Origin of the sequence: Brachybacterium sp. AOP24-D1-21 (genome assembly GCF_052378665.1) — a bacterium.
In the GTDB taxonomy this organism is placed as follows: Bacteria; Actinomycetota; Actinomycetes; order Actinomycetales; family Dermabacteraceae; genus Brachybacterium.
Genome location: NZ_JBQSXX010000001.1, coordinates 563,292 through 579,607, shown reverse-complemented (window position 1 = coordinate 579,607; position 16,316 = coordinate 563,292). Strand labels below are relative to the sequence as shown.

The following is a 16,316-nucleotide window of genomic DNA, read 5'->3' as shown; positions in this document are numbered from 1 at the left end:
TCCTTTGTGGGCTCTTCGCGGTTGGTGGTGAAGGAGAGCGTCGCGTCGCTGGCGTAGAACGGCCCGTGGTCCTGCTGTGATGGGTGTTGTCTAGACATCCACATTCCAGAGGACCACGAGCCTGTGCACGAGAATACTGGTTCGCAGCGAGATGCTGCGAGCACGATCTTCAACCTGCCCGACTACCACGTCATCGACGCGATCGACCTGCCCGACGGAGGCCGTCGAGTGGTGATCGCCTCGACCGTCCCGCCCGGATGTCCGTCGTGCGGAGTGCTCGCGACCAAGGTCCACTCCCGCCGGTCCCAGCACGTCCGGGACGTCCCCGTGGCCGGGGCGATGGCGGTGGTGTGGGCCAAGCGACGCTGGTTCTGCCTCGAGCCGGCCTGCGCCCGGCGCACGTTCTGGGAAGCCACCGACCAGGTCCCGCACCGCGCGCGCTCAACGACCCGGCTGCGAAACCAGATCGTCTCCGCGGTGATCACCTCTGGCCGGGCAGCCTCGGAAGTCGCCCGGACCCATGGCGTCTCGTGGTGGCTGGTCCAGGCCGCGCTGGCGGCTGCCGCCGTGGTCCTGCCCACCGCCGAGGACGTGTCAGTGACGTGCCTGGGCATCGATGAGCACCGCTACCGGTCGGTGCGCTGGTTCCGCACCGACGACGGTGCCTGGAGACGGTTCGAGCCCTGGATGACGACCCTGGTCGACCTCTCCACCGGGCAGGTCCTCGGTATCGTCGACGGCCGGGACTCCACCGCCGTCGGCGACTGGCTCGCCCAGCGCTCCGAGCTCTGGCGGGAGCGGATCGAGATCGTCGCCATCGATCCCTCGGCCGCGTTCCGCAAAGCACTGCGGACCTACCTGCCCCGCGCTGCGGTCTCGGTCGACAAGTTCCACCTCGTCAAGCTCGGAAACGACATGGTCACCACCGTCCGTCAACGCCTAGCCCGCACCCATCGCGGTCGTCGCGGCCGCAAGGACGACCCGGCCTGGGCCCACCGGATGCTTTTGCTACGCGGCGCTGACACCCTCACTCCACGGGCCTGGGAGCGGTTGGAGACGGTGTTCCGCACCGATGACCCCACCGACGAGCTCTCCGCCGCCTGGGGCATCAAGGAGCAGCTCCGCCGCCTATTGGCGACCGACACCCTGGCTCAGGCCTGGGAGGAACGGATGCGGATGGGCTACTTCGTGCAGATCGCGAATATGCCCGAGGCGACCAAGCTCTACGACACCGTCGTGACCTGGTGGGACGCGATCGAGGTCCTCATCGTCACCGGCGCGACCACCGCTCGAGTCGAGGCCGCGAATACCGGCATCAAGAACATCAAACGCACTGGCCGCGGCTTCCGCAACGCCGAGAACTACCGGATGCGTATCCTGCTGACCAGCGCCGCGAAAACCGTAGCGTGAATACCCGCCCCAGCAGGATCATTCACCACGAACCGCGAAGAGCCCCTTTGTGAGTCGACAAGGTGCTTATGGTCACACTGTAGGCGTGATCGAGCTCGCGACCAGCATCGGAGACGGTTCGCTGCGGTGGTGATGCCGTCTCGTGATGAGATAAGCGCTTCCCGGTCCCGTCCTGCGCGCACAGGGGGAACCAGCCCTGCTCGCACAGAACAGAGGGCACGGACCGTCATGGTCCGTGCCCTCTGCTCGCGCGGCCCTCAGGGGCCGAGCGCGGTCACTTCTTCGCGGTGGTGCTCTTCTTCGCGGTGGTGGCCTTCTTGGTGGTCGTGCTCTTCTTCGCGGGGGCGCGCTTGGCGGCCGGCTTCTTGGCCGGCCCCTTGGCACGCTTCTCCGCGAGCTTCTCGATCGCGATCGTCTCTGTGATCTCCTCGACCTTCTCGGTCGCACGGAGGGAGACGTTCGTGGTGCCGTCGGTGATGTACGGACCGAAGCGCCCGTCCTTGATCACGATCGGCTTCTCGCTGGTGGGATCGACCCCGAGCTCCTTCATCGGGGGCTTCGCAGCGGCCCGGCCCCGAGTCTTGGGCTGGGCGTAGATCTTCTCCGCCTCCTCCATGGTGACCGAGAAGATCTGCTCCTCGGTCTCCAGGGAACGGGAGTCGGTCCCCTTCTTCAGGTACGGACCGTAGCGGCCGTTCTGGGAGGTGATCTCGATGCCGTCCTCAGTGGTCCCGACCACGCGCGGCAGGCTCAGCAGCTTCAGCGCGTCCTCGAGGGACACGGTGGAGAGATCCATCGACTTCAGCAGCGAGCCCGTGCGGGGCTTGGGCTGCTTCGACTTCGGGACCTTCTTGCCGCCGGTCTCCTCGGGATCGGGCAGGATCTCGGTGACATAGGGGCCGTAGCGGCCGTCCTTGGCGACGATCTCGTTCCCGGTCGCGGGGTCGGTGCCGAGCACGCGACCGTCGTCCTTCGCGCGCTCGAGCATCTCCTTGGCGACCTCGACGGTCAGCTCGTCCGGGGCGACCTCGTCGGAGACGTTCGCACGGCGCGGATCCGCACCGTCGATCAGCTCGCCGGCCTCGTCCCGGGCGGCCTGCTCGACGTAGGCGCCGTAGCGCCCCACGCGCAGGGTGATGCCCTCACCGATCTCGATGCTGTTGATCGCGCGGGCGTCGATCTCGCCGAGGTTGTCGACCATGGACTTCAGCCCGAGCGGTCCGGCCGACCCGTCGGAGAGGTAGAAGTTCTTCAGGTACTCCGAGCGTCCGAGCTCGCCCTGGGCCATACGGTCCAGCTGCTGCTCCATCTGCGCGGTGAAGTCGTAGTCAATGAACGGCCCGAAGTGCTCCTCGAGCAAGCGCACCACGGCGAAGGCGGTCCAGCTGGGCACCAGAGCGGTGCCGCGCCGCAGCACATAGCCGCGGTCCTGGACGGTCGCGACCGTCGAGGCGTACGTCGAGGGACGACCGATGCCGCGCTCCTCGAGCGCACGCACCAGCGACGCCTCGGTGTAGCGCGGGGGAGGGGTCGTGGAGTGGCCGTCGGGGGTGAGGTCGCGGGTGTCGAGCTGCTGCCCCTCCTCCATCTGCGGCAGACGCTTGTCCCCGGAGTTCTCGGCCTCGTCGTTGCCGTAGCGGGAGGCGTCGCGGCCCTCCTCATAGGCGGCGAGGAAGCCGCGGAAGGTGATCACTGTGCCGGCGGCGCGGAAGGTCGCGGTCCGCCCGCCCTGCTCGAGCTGCAGCTCGACGGTGGAGGTGGTGCCCTTGGCGTCGGCCATCTGGGAGGCGATCGTGCGCTTCCAGATCAGCTCGTAGAGACGGAACTCATCGCCCGCGAGCTGCCCGGCCACCTCGGCAGGGGTGCGGAAGTGGTCACCCGCGGGACGGATCGCCTCGTGAGCCTCCTGCGCGGCCTGGGACTTGTTCTGGTAGACGCGCGGCTTGTCCGGCACGTACTGGGAGCCGTAGAGCTCGGCGGCCTGGGCCCGGGACGCACGGATCGCTTCACCCGAGAGCGTGACCGAGTCGGTACGCATATAGGTGATGTAGCCGTTCTCGTACAGCGACTGCGCGACCCGCATCGCCTGACGGGCACCGAGACGGAGCTTGCGCGAGGCCTCCTGCTGCAGCGATGACGTGGTGAACGGGGCGGCCGGACGCCGCGTGTACGGCTTCGACTCGAGCGCCGCCACGGTGGCGGGAGCATCGGCCAGCACCTCGACGAGGGTCCGCGTGGACTCCTCGGTCAGGACGGCGGCGTTCTTCGCCCGCGGCTTCAGGGTGCCGTCGTCGGCGAAATCGGCGCCGGTGGCGATGCGGGCCCCGTCGACCGTCTGGATCTTGGCCGTGAACTGGGTGGTGTCGGTGCCGAAGGTGCCGGTCACATCCCAGTAGTCGGCGGCGACGAAGGCCATCCGCTCGCGCTCGCGCTCGACCACCAGACGGGTGGCGACGGACTGCACACGGCCGGCGGACAGCGACGGCTTGATCTTCCGCCACAGCACGGGCGAGAGCTCGAAGCCCACCAGCCGGTCCAGGATGCGACGGGTCTCCTGCGCATCGACCAGGTCGGTGTCCAGCTCGCGAGTGTTGTCCAGCGCCGCCCGGATCGCGTCCTTGGTGATCTCGTGGAACACCATCCGCTTGACCGGCAGGGACTTCTTGGGCTTGAGGGTCTCCAGCAGATGCCAGGCGATCGCCTCACCCTCGCGGTCCTCATCCGTGGCGAGGTAGAGCGTGTCGGCGTCCTTGAGGGCCTTCTTCAGCTCCGCGACGGTCTTCTTCTTGTCGGGGCTGACGATGTAATAGGGGTCGAAGCCGTTCTCCACATCGACGCCGAACTTCCCGTAGGGACCCTTCTTCATCTCGGCGGGCAGGTCACGCGGCACCGGGATGTCGCGGATGTGCCCCACCGAAGCCTGGACGATGTAGTCGTCCCCGAGATAGCGCGCGATGGTGCGAGCCTTCGCAGGGGACTCCACGATCACCAGATGCCGTCCGCCAGTCACGTTGATATGTCCTTCCTCGCCGCGTCACGTCGCGGCCCGTTCGCCGTGGCTGAATGCCGTGGTCCGGGATGAACCGGACGCATCCACTGCGCTCGGCGATTGCTCACGGTACACGCTCGCTGATGCGCCCCCGGTGTGAGATCGGCGTGCGCAGCGCCAGCACCAGGGCCATCCAGGCGCCGGTGCCGCCACCGATCAGCGCGGCGGTCGCGCGGAACGCGGCCAGCTGCTGGGGGACGTCGTGGAGCTCGAGCGGGCGGGGGAGGGACAGCAGACCGACTGCTCCCATCCCGAGGCCAGCGAGGCCTCCCAGACCGAGCACCGCCGCCATCACCACCGTCCCCGCGCCATGACGCGGGGTGCGGGAGGAGTTCGAGACCTCGATGCCGCGGCGGCGGCGGCCACGGCCGGGATGGGCGGCGGCCCGGGCGCGGAGGCGGCGGGTGTGGAGCCCGTCGGCGGCGAGGACCAGGAACGTCCAGGCGGCCGCGACCGCGATCGCCCCGATCACGTCGCTGGGGCGGTGCCAGCCGACCACCAGCGTGCCGAGGCCGGCGGCGAGGGTCCACAGCGCGCCGAGGGGCGCGAGCACCACCCGCGCCCGCCCGGCGGCCAGCACCACCGCGATCATCGCGGTGGCCGCGAGGGTGGTGTGCCCCGAGGGGAAGGAGTTGGGGGTGATGTCGATGCCCGGCCCCAGCGCCTGACGGGTGACCAGGACGTGCTTGATGAGCTGGGTGGTGAGGTTCGCGCCGATGGCCAGGACGGTCAGCGGGATCAGCAGCCTCAGCCGTCGACGCACCAGCACCAGCACCGTCGCCAGCGCGAGCAGCACCGCGATCACCGGCACGCTGACCGACTGGACCGCGAGCTCGGCGTACTGCGACAGCGGGCCCTCATGTGCCTTTGCGCCGGAGAGGATCAGCTGATCCAGGCGCTGTCCGCTCGCGGTGCCCACGGCGCCGCGGGCGAGGCCCACGATCGCGGCGGCGCATACGGCGGCGGCCAGCAGCGAGAGCAGCGGGCGGGCGAGACCGCCGACGCGGGCGGTGCTCCCGGAGCGGGCGGCATCCCGGCGGCCAGCGGTGCTGGCGGCGCTCACAGGGCCACCATCTGGGTGATCAGCAGCTCGCGCACCGCAGGCAGCGCCCGGGCGCGGGCCTCGTCCTCATCGACGTCGGTGAGCGCGCAGACGGCACCGAGCACCTGCCCGAGGGTCAGGGTGCCGTCCAGTGCGCCGACGGTCGCGGCGAGCAGCTGGTCGGCCCGCACCACCCGCGCGAAGCCCGCGCCCTGGACGAGCTCGATCAGCATCGGGTCCCAGTCCCCGGGGGTCAGATGGCGGCGCTCGATCACGTCTTCCGCCCGTACCGGGCGGGAGGCGGCCAGCGCCTCGTCGTCGTGGTCCTCGAGCGCGGCGAGGGCGCTCAGAGAGGCGGCGAGGTGGGCGGCCAGGGAGCCGCTGCCGGTGCCCGGGACGAGCTCTGTGCGCAGCACTCCGGGTCGCGCGGCGGCGCTCTCCGGGCGGCGCAGCAGCAGGTAGCCGAAGCCGATCGCCTCCACATCCCGGGCCGCGAAGTCATCCAGCCATGCCCCGGTCAGGGCCGGCCAGCGCTCATCGCGGGTGGTGATGCCGCCGTCACGGACCCAGGTCTCCGCGTACTGAGCGGGATCCTCCTGCTCGCGCTGCAGCACCCAGGCGTCCACGCCGTCGGCGACGGCCGCCTGCATCCACGCCCGGGGATGGGTGTCCCAGTCCTCACCGTCGCGGATCTCCCAGTTGCCGAGCATCACGGCGCTGCCGCCCGCAGCGAGATGGGTGGGCAGCTCCCGCAGCAGCTCGGCGAGCAGTGTGTCCCCGGCGCGGCCGCCGTCACGGTAGGTCCAGGTCGTGTCCTCGGCGACGACATCACGCGGGGTGATGACGAAGGGGGGATTGGACAGGATCAGGTCGAAGGTCTCGCCGCGCACGGGCTCGAGCAGGGAGCCCTGGCGAAGGTCGAGCTCGATGCTGTTCAGCGCGGCGTTGAAGGCGGCGAAGCCCAGCGCCCGCTCGGACAGATCGGTGGCGACCACCTGCTCGGCGTGGCGGGAGGCGTGCAGCGCCTGGATCCCGCCGCCGCAGCCGAGGTCGAGCACCCGGCGGGCGGGTTCGCGCGGGGTGATCCTCGCCAGGGTCAGGGAGGCGCCGCCCACCCCGAGCACGTGCTCCGGGCCCAGCGGGGCGCCGGTGGCGAGCTCCGAATGGTCCGAGGCGATCCACCAGTCGATCTCTCCGGCGTCATCGCGTGCCGAATACGGGGCGAGGTCCACCAGCGCCTGCAGCGCGGAGTCGGGGTCATCACCGGCCGGGCCGAGCAGGCCCAGGCGCAGCGCGCCGTCGACGCCGAGGGTGGGCAGCGCGGCCTGCACCTGCGCCCGGGACAGCACGGCGCCGAGGGTGAACAGGCGCAGCAGCACGGCGGCAGGATCAGTCAGCGGTTCGAGCATCCGGCGAGCCGGGACGGGGTTCTCGCGCCGCAGCGCGGCGGAGGCGACCGGCCCCAGCAGCTCCTCGATCCTGGCACTCGTGTACAGGCCGGCCGAGAGGTCCGTGCGCAGGGCCGCGATCTCCGCGGTCAGCACGCGCGGGGGCGGGGTCGGTGAGTCGGTGGGCATGGCTACGATTGTGCATCAGCCACCTGGGGTCCGACCGGACACCAGGCGGGGGAGATCCGCACATTCTGTGCGCGGTCGCGAAGTGAGAGATGGGGAGGGACAGGCGGATGCGGGCAGGTGCAGCCGAGGACCTCCTCACCGATCTCACCGCGCCGCTGATCCGCCGCAGCTGCCTCACCCATGTCGAGCGCCGACCTGGGCGGGAGGGACGCCGCGGCAGCTTCCCGGAGTGGACCGATCCGCGGCTCGTGCAGCATCTCGCCGCGCGCGGCATCACCGCTCCCTGGACGCACCAGGAGCAGGCCGCGCAACTCGCGCACGACGGTCAGGATGTGGTGCTCGCCACGGCCACGGCCTCGGGCAAGTCGCTCGCCTACCTGCTGCCCGTGCTCACCGCGATCGGGGCTCGCGAGCATGACTACGAGGCTCCCCGCGCCACCGCCCTGTACCTCTCGCCCACCAAGGCGCTGGCCGCGGATCAGCTCACGAACATCACCGCGATGGCCGACGGTGCCGGGATCCGCGACGCCCGGATCGCGGTCTACGACGGCGACACCCCTTCCGAGCAGCGCCGCTGGGTGCGTCGCCACGGCTCCGTGGTGCTCACCAATCCCGACATGCTGCACTTCGGGATTCTGCCCGGGCACGAGCAGTGGGCGCACTTCTTCCGGGCGCTGCGCTATGTGGTGATCGACGAGTGCCACAGCTACCGCGGAGTCTTCGGCAGCCATGTCGCGATGGTGATCCGGAGGCTGCGCCGGATCGCCGCGCATTACCGTGCCGATCCCACGTTCATCCTCGCCTCCGCCACCACCGCGAATCCCGAGCTCTCCGCCTCGCGGCTGGTCGGTCGGGATGTCGAGGCGGTCACCGAGGACGGCTCTCCCCGGGCCGGGCTGACGATCGGGCTGTGGGAGCCGGGCACCCGGACCAGGGTCGACGGCCGCGGGGACCCGGCACGGTGGCAGGACGCCGAGGACGCCGAGGACGCCGAGGACGCCGAGGACGCCGAGGACGTCGACGACTCCGCCGATGATGAAATCGACGATGAATCCGGCGAGGGCACCGCGGGGAAGCGGCGAGAGGACCCGCTGCGCCGCTCGGCCACCAGCGAGGCCGGCGCGATCCTCGCCGACCTCGTCGAACGGGACGTGCAGACCCTCGTCTTCGCCCGCTCTCGGCGCGGCGCCGAACTGGTCTCCAGCGGTGCGCAGCGCCTGCTCACGCAGAAGGCCGAGCGCACCGCCGCCCCTGGGCTTGCGGACCGTGCCTCCCGGATCGCCGCCTACCGGGGCGGGTATCTGGCGCGCGAGCGACGCCAGCTCGAGGACGCGCTGCGATCGGGGGAGCTGAAGGCGCTGGCGTCGACCAACGCGCTCGAGCTGGGGATCGACATCGCGGGCCTGGACGCCGTGGTGGTCGCCGGCTGGCCCGGGACCCGGGCCTCGCTGTGGCAGCAGTTCGGCCGGGCAGGGCGGCGACAGGACGCCGACGGCGGCGCGCTCGCGCTGTTCGTCGCGCGGGAGGACCCGCTGGACACCTATGTGGTCCACCACCCGGAGACGATCTTCGGCGCCGAGGTCGAGGCATCCGTGTTCGATCCCGCGAACCCATATGTGATGACGCCGCATCTGTGCGCCGCCGCTTCTGAGCTCGCGATCCGTGACGGCGAGGAGGAGATCTTCGGGCCGACGGCGCGGGACCTGCTGATGACCCTCGCGGCCCGGGGGGTGCTGCGCTCGCGGGCCACCGGCTGGTACTGGACGCTGAGCGAATCCGCGCACCAGCTCACCGACCTGCGCGGCAGCGGTGGGGAGCCGGTGCGGATCGTCGAGCAGGCCAGCGGCGTGCTGCTGGGCACCGTGGATGCCGCGAGCGCCCACACCCAGGTCCACGACGGCGCGGTGTACCTCCACCAGGGACGCAGCTATGTAGTGGACCGTCTCGACGTGGAGCAGGCCGCTGCCTTCGTGCACCGCGAGGACCCGCTGCACACCACCCATCCGCAGTCCGCCTCCAGCCTGCGGATCCGGCAGATCGATCGCGAGGTCGAATGGGCGGGCGGGGTGCGGCTGTGCTTCGGCACCGTGGATGTCACAGACCAGGTCACCGGCTATCAGGTGCGTGATGTGTTCACTCAGGCCGTGCTCGCACAGCGCCCGCTGGACCTGCCCCCGCGCACCCTGACCACCAAGGCGGTGTGGTGGGTGATCCCCCGGGAGCGGACCGACGCCGCCGGGATCCCGGAGGAGGAGCTGCCGGGCGCCCTGCACGCGGCGGAGCATGCCGCGATCTCGATGCTGCCGCTCCTGGCCACCTGCGACCGCTGGGACATCGGCGGGCTCTCCACGGCGCTCCACGAGGACACCGAAGCACCCACGATCTTCGTCTACGACGGCGCCCCCGGCGGGGCCGGCTTCGCCGAGCGCGGGGCCGACGGAGCCGCCGCCTGGGTGCGCGCCACCGCGGACATGATCGGTGAGTGCGGCTGCGAGGCGGGCTGCCCCGCCTGTGTGGTCTCTCCGAAGTGCGGCAATGGCAATGAACCCCTGTCGAAACCGCAGGCCGTACGCCTGCTGGAGCTGTTGCGAGAGCAGGAGGGGAACGCCGGATCAGTGCGGTGACGACCGTCTGACGGTTGCCGTGACGAAAGAGGGATTGCGCTGCGGCGACGTGCTGCCCACGCCGTGACCGAACCGTGATGCGGCGCTGCGCTGCGAGTTCTCGGTGGAGCCCCACAATCAGGATGTTCTCCGGACACCGGGGAGGGGAGCGGCCGTGCGTCGCCAGAGGTGGAGGAGCCTCGGATGAGCAGTGCGATCGCGGATCGACCGGTCGTGGGAGTGACGCAGGAGCGTCCCAGCCCGCAGCAGCGGCTGCGAGCCCTGGTCTCGCCGCCACGGATCACTGCTGTGGACGTGGCGCGGGCGCTCGCGATCCTCGGGATGATCGGCGCGCACGTGGGGGACATCCCGGAGTTCTCCCCGGGCGATCCGCTGAGCTACTTCTCTGTGGTGCATGGGAACTCCGCGCTGCTGTTCGCAGTGCTGGCAGGAGTCTCGATCGCGCTGATGACGGGCCGGACCCAGCTGCCCGACGTGGAGGAGCTCCCGCGGCTGCGCCTCGCACTCCTCGGCCGCGGCGCGGTGATCTTCGTGATCGGTCTGGTGCTGGAGATGCTCGGCACAGGGGTCGCGGTGATACTCACCTTCTACGGGGTCATGTACATCGCTGCGCTGCCGGTGCTGCGGCTGCGCGCCAGCAGGCTGCTGCTGCTCGCGCTCCCGATCGCGCTTTTGGGACCGTTACTGGTCGCCGCCGTCGAGGTGCTCTCGCTCGGGGGATACGGGAGCGGGGCACTGCTGGTGCTGACCGGCATCTATCGGTTCACCGCCTGGGCTCCGCTGATGCTGGTGGGCATGGCGCTGGGGCGGCTGCCTCTGGAGCGGCGCCGGGTCGCGGCCGTCGTGGCGGGGGTAGGAGCGGCGCTCGCCGTGCTCGGCACCGGTGTGGGGCTGCTGTTCGCGGTGCTGCTCGGCGTGCTGGCCCCGGGAGCCCTGACGGGCAGCTCCTCCTGGGAGGAGGGGACGGCTTCCGGCAGCTCCGGCGAGGGCTCCTCGTGGACTGTGGAGGACGAGGGGTCGTGGGAGGGTGACGCGGCCACGGTCCCGGGGGAGGAGATCGACCTGACCGGCCTGGTCTGCTACCCGCCCTATCCCGGGGATCCGACCGTCTACTGCGAACCGCCCGACTACGCGGATACCTGGCTGGAGGAGGAGTCCTCGTGGTCCGAGGACCCCGGAGGCGAGGGATGGGCGTCCTATCCGCAGAGCCTGATCGACATGGAGCCGGGGCCGATGCTCCTCGATTCGGTGGTCTCGCTCTCTCCCCATTCGGGCTCCACCGTGGAGATATTCCGCTCCGGAGGGCTCGCGATGTGCGTGATCGGAGTGCTGTTGCTGCTCGCGAGGCCGCTGCGATGGGTGCTGCTGCCGCTGTCGGCACTGGGCGCGATGCCGTTGACCGCCTATTCGGTCCATGTGTTCGCGCTCTTCGCCTTGGTCGGGCCCGGCGGATGGATCTCCAGCAACCTGGTGTGGGTGCTGATGAGCCTCGCTCTGATCCTGGTGTGCCTGGCGTGGGCGGCCCTCCTCGGCCGCGGTCCGCTCGAACGGCTGACAGCCTGGGCTGCACGGCGCGCCGCGCCACCCCTGCCGGTCCCGGCACCTACAGGAGACGCCCGCGGCCAGCGTTGAGCCTCGACGACCAGCCCCGACGAGCAGCCCGATCACACCGTCACGGCAGGTCTGCCGGGCCCGGCCCGGCTCGGGAGCGGGAGGTTGCCACCGGCAGCGGGGACGCCTCGACCTGCACCGTGACCAGCACGTCCCACTCACGCTGCTCGCAGGAGACCAGCAGCGCCCCATTCCGGTCCGCGGCTTCGGCGGCCACCTCACAGGGCTGACCGTGGGCGGCGGCGAGGGCGTCGGCGCCGGCAAGGGCCGCGAGATCGGCTGCCGTCTCGGCGCGGGACTGGGCGATCACGCCGGTGCCCAGCAGTGAGAGGCCCCCGACCACCGCGGTGGCGGCTCCGGTCCAGGCCAGCACCGACGCGGCACCGGTGCTCATGGTGCTCGCCCCGAGAGCAGATGGGGTTCGAGCCGGGCCTCGGCATCGGCGTTCAGCTCCCAGCTCGCCCCGGACAGCGCTCCAGCGGGGGCTTGCAGGGTGCGGCTGACCTCCACCCGCACCCACTCACCGCCAGCGACGATCTCGACCGTCGTGCCCTCACCGCCTATCCGCTGTGCGACGGCCGTGGCGGCGGCCGAGTCCTCCCCGCGGGCCAGCTCCCGGGCGGCACCGCGTGCCGCGCTCTCGAGCCGCACCTGCGTGCCGAGCCCAGCCCCGGTCAGCAGCACCACGAGCACCATCACCACCACAACGGGCAGGACGATCGCGGTCTCCGCGGTGGCGGACCCCCGGTCGTCCCGCAGACGGGACGACCGGGCGGACCGCGGCATCATGACCCCTTGGACAGGGCTGAGGTGATGATCCCCATCAGCAGTTCGCGCACCTCCCCGGACGCCAGCAGGGCGACCAGGACGGCGGCGAATCCGCAGGCGGCGAGCACTGTGATCGCGTACTCCGCGGTCGAGGCGCCCGCCTCGCCGCGCATCACGCGGTCGAGGGTGCGGCGCAGCCGCTCCTTGGTGAGGGACATGAGGTCCTCCTTCGTGTCGGGGACGGCGTTCGCCGTCCCGGGGGTGGCAGCCGCAGCTGCCGGTCACCGGCTCCGGGAGGAGTCGGTGCACCGGGAGGGTCCCGGTGGTCATGGCCTCACGCTCCGCCGACCGTGAGGGAGAAGGTGCCGCCGAGCAGGGACATCACCGTGGGGATGATGCCGAGTGCCACGAAGGCTGGCAGCAGGGTCAGGCCGGTGGGCATCACCAGACGGACCGCGAGCTGGGCGGCGAGCACCTCGGCATCGCGGGCATGGCCGCGGCGGGCATCCCGCGCCGCGGAGCGGAGGACCCGGGCGAGATCCGCACCCGTGCCCTCGGCCAGAGCCGCGGACTGCTCGAGCGCGCTCCATGTCGGCGGCAGCACCCTGGTGGCGTGGGCAGCGGGGACACCGGCGGCGAGGGAGGCGGCGAGCCGGTTCAGCGTCTTCGCGTCGGGGCCCGGTTCCAGGGAATCGCCGACAGCGGCGACGGCGCGGGCCAGCGGCAGCCCGGAATCGAGCGCCCCGGCGATCAGTTCGAGTCCCACGGACGGATCCACCCGGTGCTCTCGGGGAGGGTCCGCTCGCCGGATCAGATGACGCATCCACCACCAGCCGAGGAGGGTGAGCACCAGCCCGGTCAGACCCAGCAGATTGCCGACCGGGGACACCAGCAGCAGTCGCAGCGGATCCCCGCCCAGCAGCATCCCCAGCCCGAGCCCTGCCAGCGGGAGCACCAGCAGGATCCGGGCGGTGGAACGTGGGCCGGCGAAGGCGCTGCGGCGCGCCTGAGCGGCATCGTGGAGGTCCCGCAGGGCGTCCGCGAGGCTCTGCAGCATCTCGGCCGTGGGTGCGCCGGTGCGTGCGCAGACCGCGAGGGCCGCGCCGAGGGCGTTGACCATCTCGGACCGCTGCAGGTGCGCCCCGGCGGCGCGGCGGGGGTCGGCGCCGGAGGCGGCAGCACGGGAGAGGTCCTGCAGGTCTCCCGCGGGGAGGGTGCGGGCCAGTGCGGACCAGGCCTGGCGGGGCCCGGAGCCGGAGCTGATGATCGTGGCCAGCTGCTCCACGAGGCGTGCCATCTCGAGCGGTCCTGCGGCGGCACGTCTCGGCGTTCGCAGGGTCGGGGTCGAGGCGACGGCGAGCGACGGAGGGGAGAGCACCCAGAGCAGGGTGGCCGAGAGGGCGAAAGCCGCGATGATCATGCCGACCTCCGGCGCACGGCTCGGGGTCTCGGAGCGACGTTCTGGGGCGCGGTCGTCGCGCGGGTGGCGGGCACGGGCTGGGCGGCGCGGACCCGCTCGGCGAGAGCCTGCGCGGCCGGCCCCTCTTCCAGACGGCGGTCGCGGAGGCGCAGCGCGGTCGAGGTTCGCAGCATTCCGTCGTCGCCGCGATGCAGGAGGGCGATCTCCTCGAGGACTCGCGACCCGTCTCGGCGCGCGAGATGGACCACCACCTCCAGGGCGCTGGCGACCTGGGCGGCCAGCGCGGCGCGGTCGAGCCCGCCGAGCGCTCCCAGCGCCTCGAGCCGGGCGGGGACATCCGCGGCGGTGTTCGCATGGACGGTGCCGCAGCCGCCCTCATGTCCGGTGTTCAGCGCCTGCAGCAGCTCTCGGACCTCGCCTCCACGGCACTCCCCGAGGACCACCCGGTCCGGTCGCATCCGCAGGCTCTGCCGGACCAGATCGGTGAGGTCCACTGCGCCGGCCCCTTCACTGTTCGCATGACGGGACTGCAGATGCACCACGTGGGGATGGTCCACGGCCAGTTCGAGCACATCTTCGACGATCACGATCCGCTCGCCAGGGGATGCTTCGCGAAGCATCGCGGCGAGCAGGGTCGACTTGCCGGTCCCGGTGCCGCCGCTGATCAGGAACGGCACCCGTGCCGCGATGATCGCTCGCAGCACATCTCGGGTGGCGGAGTCGATCGCGCCGGACCGCTCCAGATCCTCGAGGTCGAGCCGGGTGGAGGAGGGCAGGCGCAGGGAGAGGATCGTCCCGCCCGGGGACAGCGGCGGCAGCACGGCATGGAAGCGGATGCCGGACGGCAGATGCGCGTCGGCCCAGGGCACCGCATCATCGAGCCGCCGTCCGCCCGCCGTCGCGAGCCGCACCGCGAGATCGCGGGCCTGACCCGGCTCCAGGTGCACGGAGGTGGGGTGCAGCCCGGCGGCATCATCGACCCACACCGTCCCGTTGTCATTGACCAGGAGGTCCGTCACCCCGGGGGTGACCAGCGGCTGCAGGGGACCGAGGCCGTCCACGTGGTCACGGAGCCGAGAGGTGAGCTCGAGGGTCGCTGCCGCACCGAGCACCCGCCCCTGGCGGCGGAGCACCCGGACGATGCGCGGCACGTCCACCAGGCCGGGGGAGCGCACCAGATCTTCTCGCACGAGGTCCAGAATCGGTGAGAGGTCCTCGTCGAGGACGGGCGATTGCGAGGCGCTCATGAGCGCCCGCTCGTGGTCAGGGCGGAGGCCAGCATTCGTGCAGCGCGGTCGGCGCCCCGACGTCGCACATCCAGCAGGGGCACGGCGCCGCGGGTGCTGTCATGGAAGGCTGCAGCGAGGGGGAGCGCGAGGTCCTCGCAGACCTCCCGGCTGCTGAGGGGTCCGCTGCGGCGCACCACGACCTGGGCGAGGCCCTCGGACAGCTGCCAGGCACGCAGCCTCCGGGTCGTCGAACGCACCGCATGGTCGGTGGAGGGGACGAGCACCAGCAGCTGATCGAGATGCTCTGCGGCGGCCGGGACCATCTCCGAGCTCAGATCCACCACTACGGTCCCTCCCAGCGGGGCCAGAGCGGACAGCACCCGGGAGACCGCGGAGCGATCCGGTCCGGATCCTTCCTGGGCGACCAGCAGACGCACCTCGTCCACCGTCGGCAGGCCCTCGCGCAGCGCCTCCCCATCGTCCGGACCCAGATCGGCCGTCTCCGCCCAACTGATCCCTGGCGCCGATGGCGCCTCGACCAGCAGATCGAGCCCGCCGCTCAGCGGATCGGCGTCGATCAGAGTCACCGGTCCTCGGGAGCGGAAGGCGGCGGCCAGCCGTGCCGCGAAGCTCGAGGCGCCGGCTCCGCCGCAGCCCCCGACGACCCCGAGCAGCAGCGACGCGGTGCGGGGGCGGGCGAGATCGGCCAGACGCGAGAGGAACTCCTCGGAGCCACCGGGCAGGGGGATCACGGCGCGCGCGCCGGCCGCGAGCGCGAGCGGCCACACTGTGGCGGGGATCTCGCTCTGGGAGGTCACCACCAGCAACGGTGCCCGGTCCCGGCCAAGCACCCCGGCCCGGTGCGCAAGAGCATCCGCATCTGCGACCACGCAGGCCGCGGCCCCGCCCTCGAGGACATCGGAGAGCTCGGCTCCGACCGCCATCGCGTGGTCTCGAACCAGCTCGCGCAGCGGCCCTTCCGGACCTATCCAGCAGACCCGCGGGCGGGCACTCGGACCAGGAGCCGCAGCCGCCTTCTCCAGGCCCGGGAACCGTGCGCTGCGACGGCGCGGAGACGTGTCCGAAGGACCGTCCGGCGCGGTCGGGATCAGGGCATCCGGCAGGCCCGGGAAGAAGGCCTCAGGAGCAGCGGAGGGAGAGGTTGTGCTGGTCATACGGCCATGGTGGCCGCAATCCGGCCGGCCGGGCAGGCTCGATCGGAGATGGTGGACAACTGCGTTCTGTGGAGGAACGGTCCGCGGGACCCAGGTCCTTGCGCACCCGGCGGCAGGCGCGTAGTGTGATCTTCACAACGACGAATACCGGCATCGGAACCCACGTACGACTGGTCCCCGCAACGGACCGGCTGTGAGGCGTCGAAAGCGCCACCGCAGCTAGATCACGTGTACGCCTGATCCCGATGCACATGGCTCGTCCGGAGCGGCGCCGCGAGAGATCGCGACGCCGCTCCATTCTTTTGTGCGCAGAACTTTTTCTCTGCTGCGCTCAGATCTCTTCTGGTCCCTGCTGCTCTCTTCTGCGCAGAACCTCCGCGGGCTTCGCGACTCACCGTCGCGAGCTGCGCG

General features: G+C 71.3%; 12 protein-coding genes. 3 read left to right on the top strand and 9 right to left on the bottom strand.

The genetic code is table 11. The annotated features are described in order from the left end of the window. Positions 1-123: 123 nt before the first annotated feature. Complete coding sequence (locus ACT3UF_RS02755; RefSeq protein ID WP_444607968.1) at positions 124-1,410, top strand: ISL3 family transposase; 1,287 nt, start codon at positions 124-126, stop codon at positions 1,408-1,410. A 274-nt stretch (positions 1,411-1,684) separates the two neighbouring features. Here the strand turns inward: ACT3UF_RS02755 and topA are convergent, their stop codons facing one another. The 3 genes from topA to ACT3UF_RS02740 form a co-directional block, all read right to left on the bottom strand. Beyond that, complete coding sequence (gene topA, locus ACT3UF_RS02750) at positions 1,685-4,420, bottom strand: type I DNA topoisomerase (RefSeq protein WP_441443200.1); 2,736 nt, start codon at positions 4,418-4,420, stop codon at positions 1,685-1,687. A gap of 103 nt (positions 4,421-4,523) precedes the next feature. Then, positions 4,524-5,522: a phosphatase PAP2 family protein gene (locus ACT3UF_RS02745; RefSeq protein ID WP_441443199.1), complete on the bottom strand. Its 999-nt coding sequence runs from the start codon at positions 5,520-5,522 to the stop codon at positions 4,524-4,526. Continuing rightward, positions 5,519-7,078 (bottom strand): DUF7059 domain-containing protein, encoded by a 1,560-nt coding sequence (locus ACT3UF_RS02740; protein WP_441443198.1) that lies wholly within the window; start codon positions 7,076-7,078, stop codon positions 5,519-5,521. Before ACT3UF_RS02740 ends, ACT3UF_RS02745 begins: the two co-directional genes overlap by 4 nt. 107 nt (positions 7,079-7,185) lie before the next feature. Here ACT3UF_RS02740 and ACT3UF_RS02735 point away from each other — a divergent pair, with 107 nt between their 5' ends. Continuing rightward, a complete protein-coding gene (locus ACT3UF_RS02735; RefSeq protein WP_442332449.1) occupies positions 7,186-9,702 on the top strand; it encodes a DEAD/DEAH box helicase in 2,517 nt (838 codons plus the stop codon). Between the two features lie 183 nt (positions 9,703-9,885). Further along, a complete protein-coding gene (locus ACT3UF_RS02730) occupies positions 9,886-11,334 on the top strand; it encodes a heparan-alpha-glucosaminide N-acetyltransferase domain-containing protein (protein WP_441443196.1) in 1,449 nt (482 codons plus the stop codon). A 40-nt stretch (positions 11,335-11,374) separates the two neighbouring features. On the opposite strand, the gene ACT3UF_RS02725 is transcribed toward ACT3UF_RS02730, so the two are convergent. The 6 genes from ACT3UF_RS02725 to ACT3UF_RS02700 form a co-directional block, all read right to left on the bottom strand. Then, the gene (locus tag ACT3UF_RS02725; protein ID WP_441443195.1) at positions 11,375-11,707 is read right to left on the bottom strand and encodes an Rv3654c family TadE-like protein; all 333 of its coding nucleotides are present in this window, start codon (positions 11,705-11,707) and stop codon (positions 11,375-11,377) included. Continuing rightward, a complete protein-coding gene (locus ACT3UF_RS02720; RefSeq protein WP_441443194.1) occupies positions 11,704-12,102 on the bottom strand; it encodes a TadE family type IV pilus minor pilin in 399 nt (132 codons plus the stop codon). The genes ACT3UF_RS02725 and ACT3UF_RS02720 overlap by 4 nt, the downstream gene beginning before the upstream one ends. After that, the gene (locus tag ACT3UF_RS02715; protein ID WP_441443193.1) at positions 12,099-12,299 is read right to left on the bottom strand and encodes a DUF4244 domain-containing protein; all 201 of its coding nucleotides are present in this window, start codon (positions 12,297-12,299) and stop codon (positions 12,099-12,101) included. Before ACT3UF_RS02715 ends, ACT3UF_RS02720 begins: the two co-directional genes overlap by 4 nt. Before the next feature lie 116 nt (positions 12,300-12,415). After that, positions 12,416-13,501, bottom strand: a complete 1,086-nt coding sequence (locus ACT3UF_RS02710) for a type II secretion system F family protein (protein ID WP_444607999.1) — start codon at positions 13,499-13,501, stop codon at positions 12,416-12,418. Next, the gene (locus ACT3UF_RS02705; protein WP_444607998.1) at positions 13,498-14,748 is read right to left on the bottom strand and encodes a TadA family conjugal transfer-associated ATPase; all 1,251 of its coding nucleotides are present in this window, start codon (positions 14,746-14,748) and stop codon (positions 13,498-13,500) included. Before ACT3UF_RS02705 ends, ACT3UF_RS02710 begins: the two co-directional genes overlap by 4 nt. Then, positions 14,745-15,905, bottom strand: a complete 1,161-nt coding sequence (locus ACT3UF_RS02700) for a hypothetical protein (protein WP_444607997.1) — start codon at positions 15,903-15,905, stop codon at positions 14,745-14,747. Before ACT3UF_RS02700 ends, ACT3UF_RS02705 begins: the two co-directional genes overlap by 4 nt. Positions 15,906-16,316: the final 411 nt, after the last annotated feature.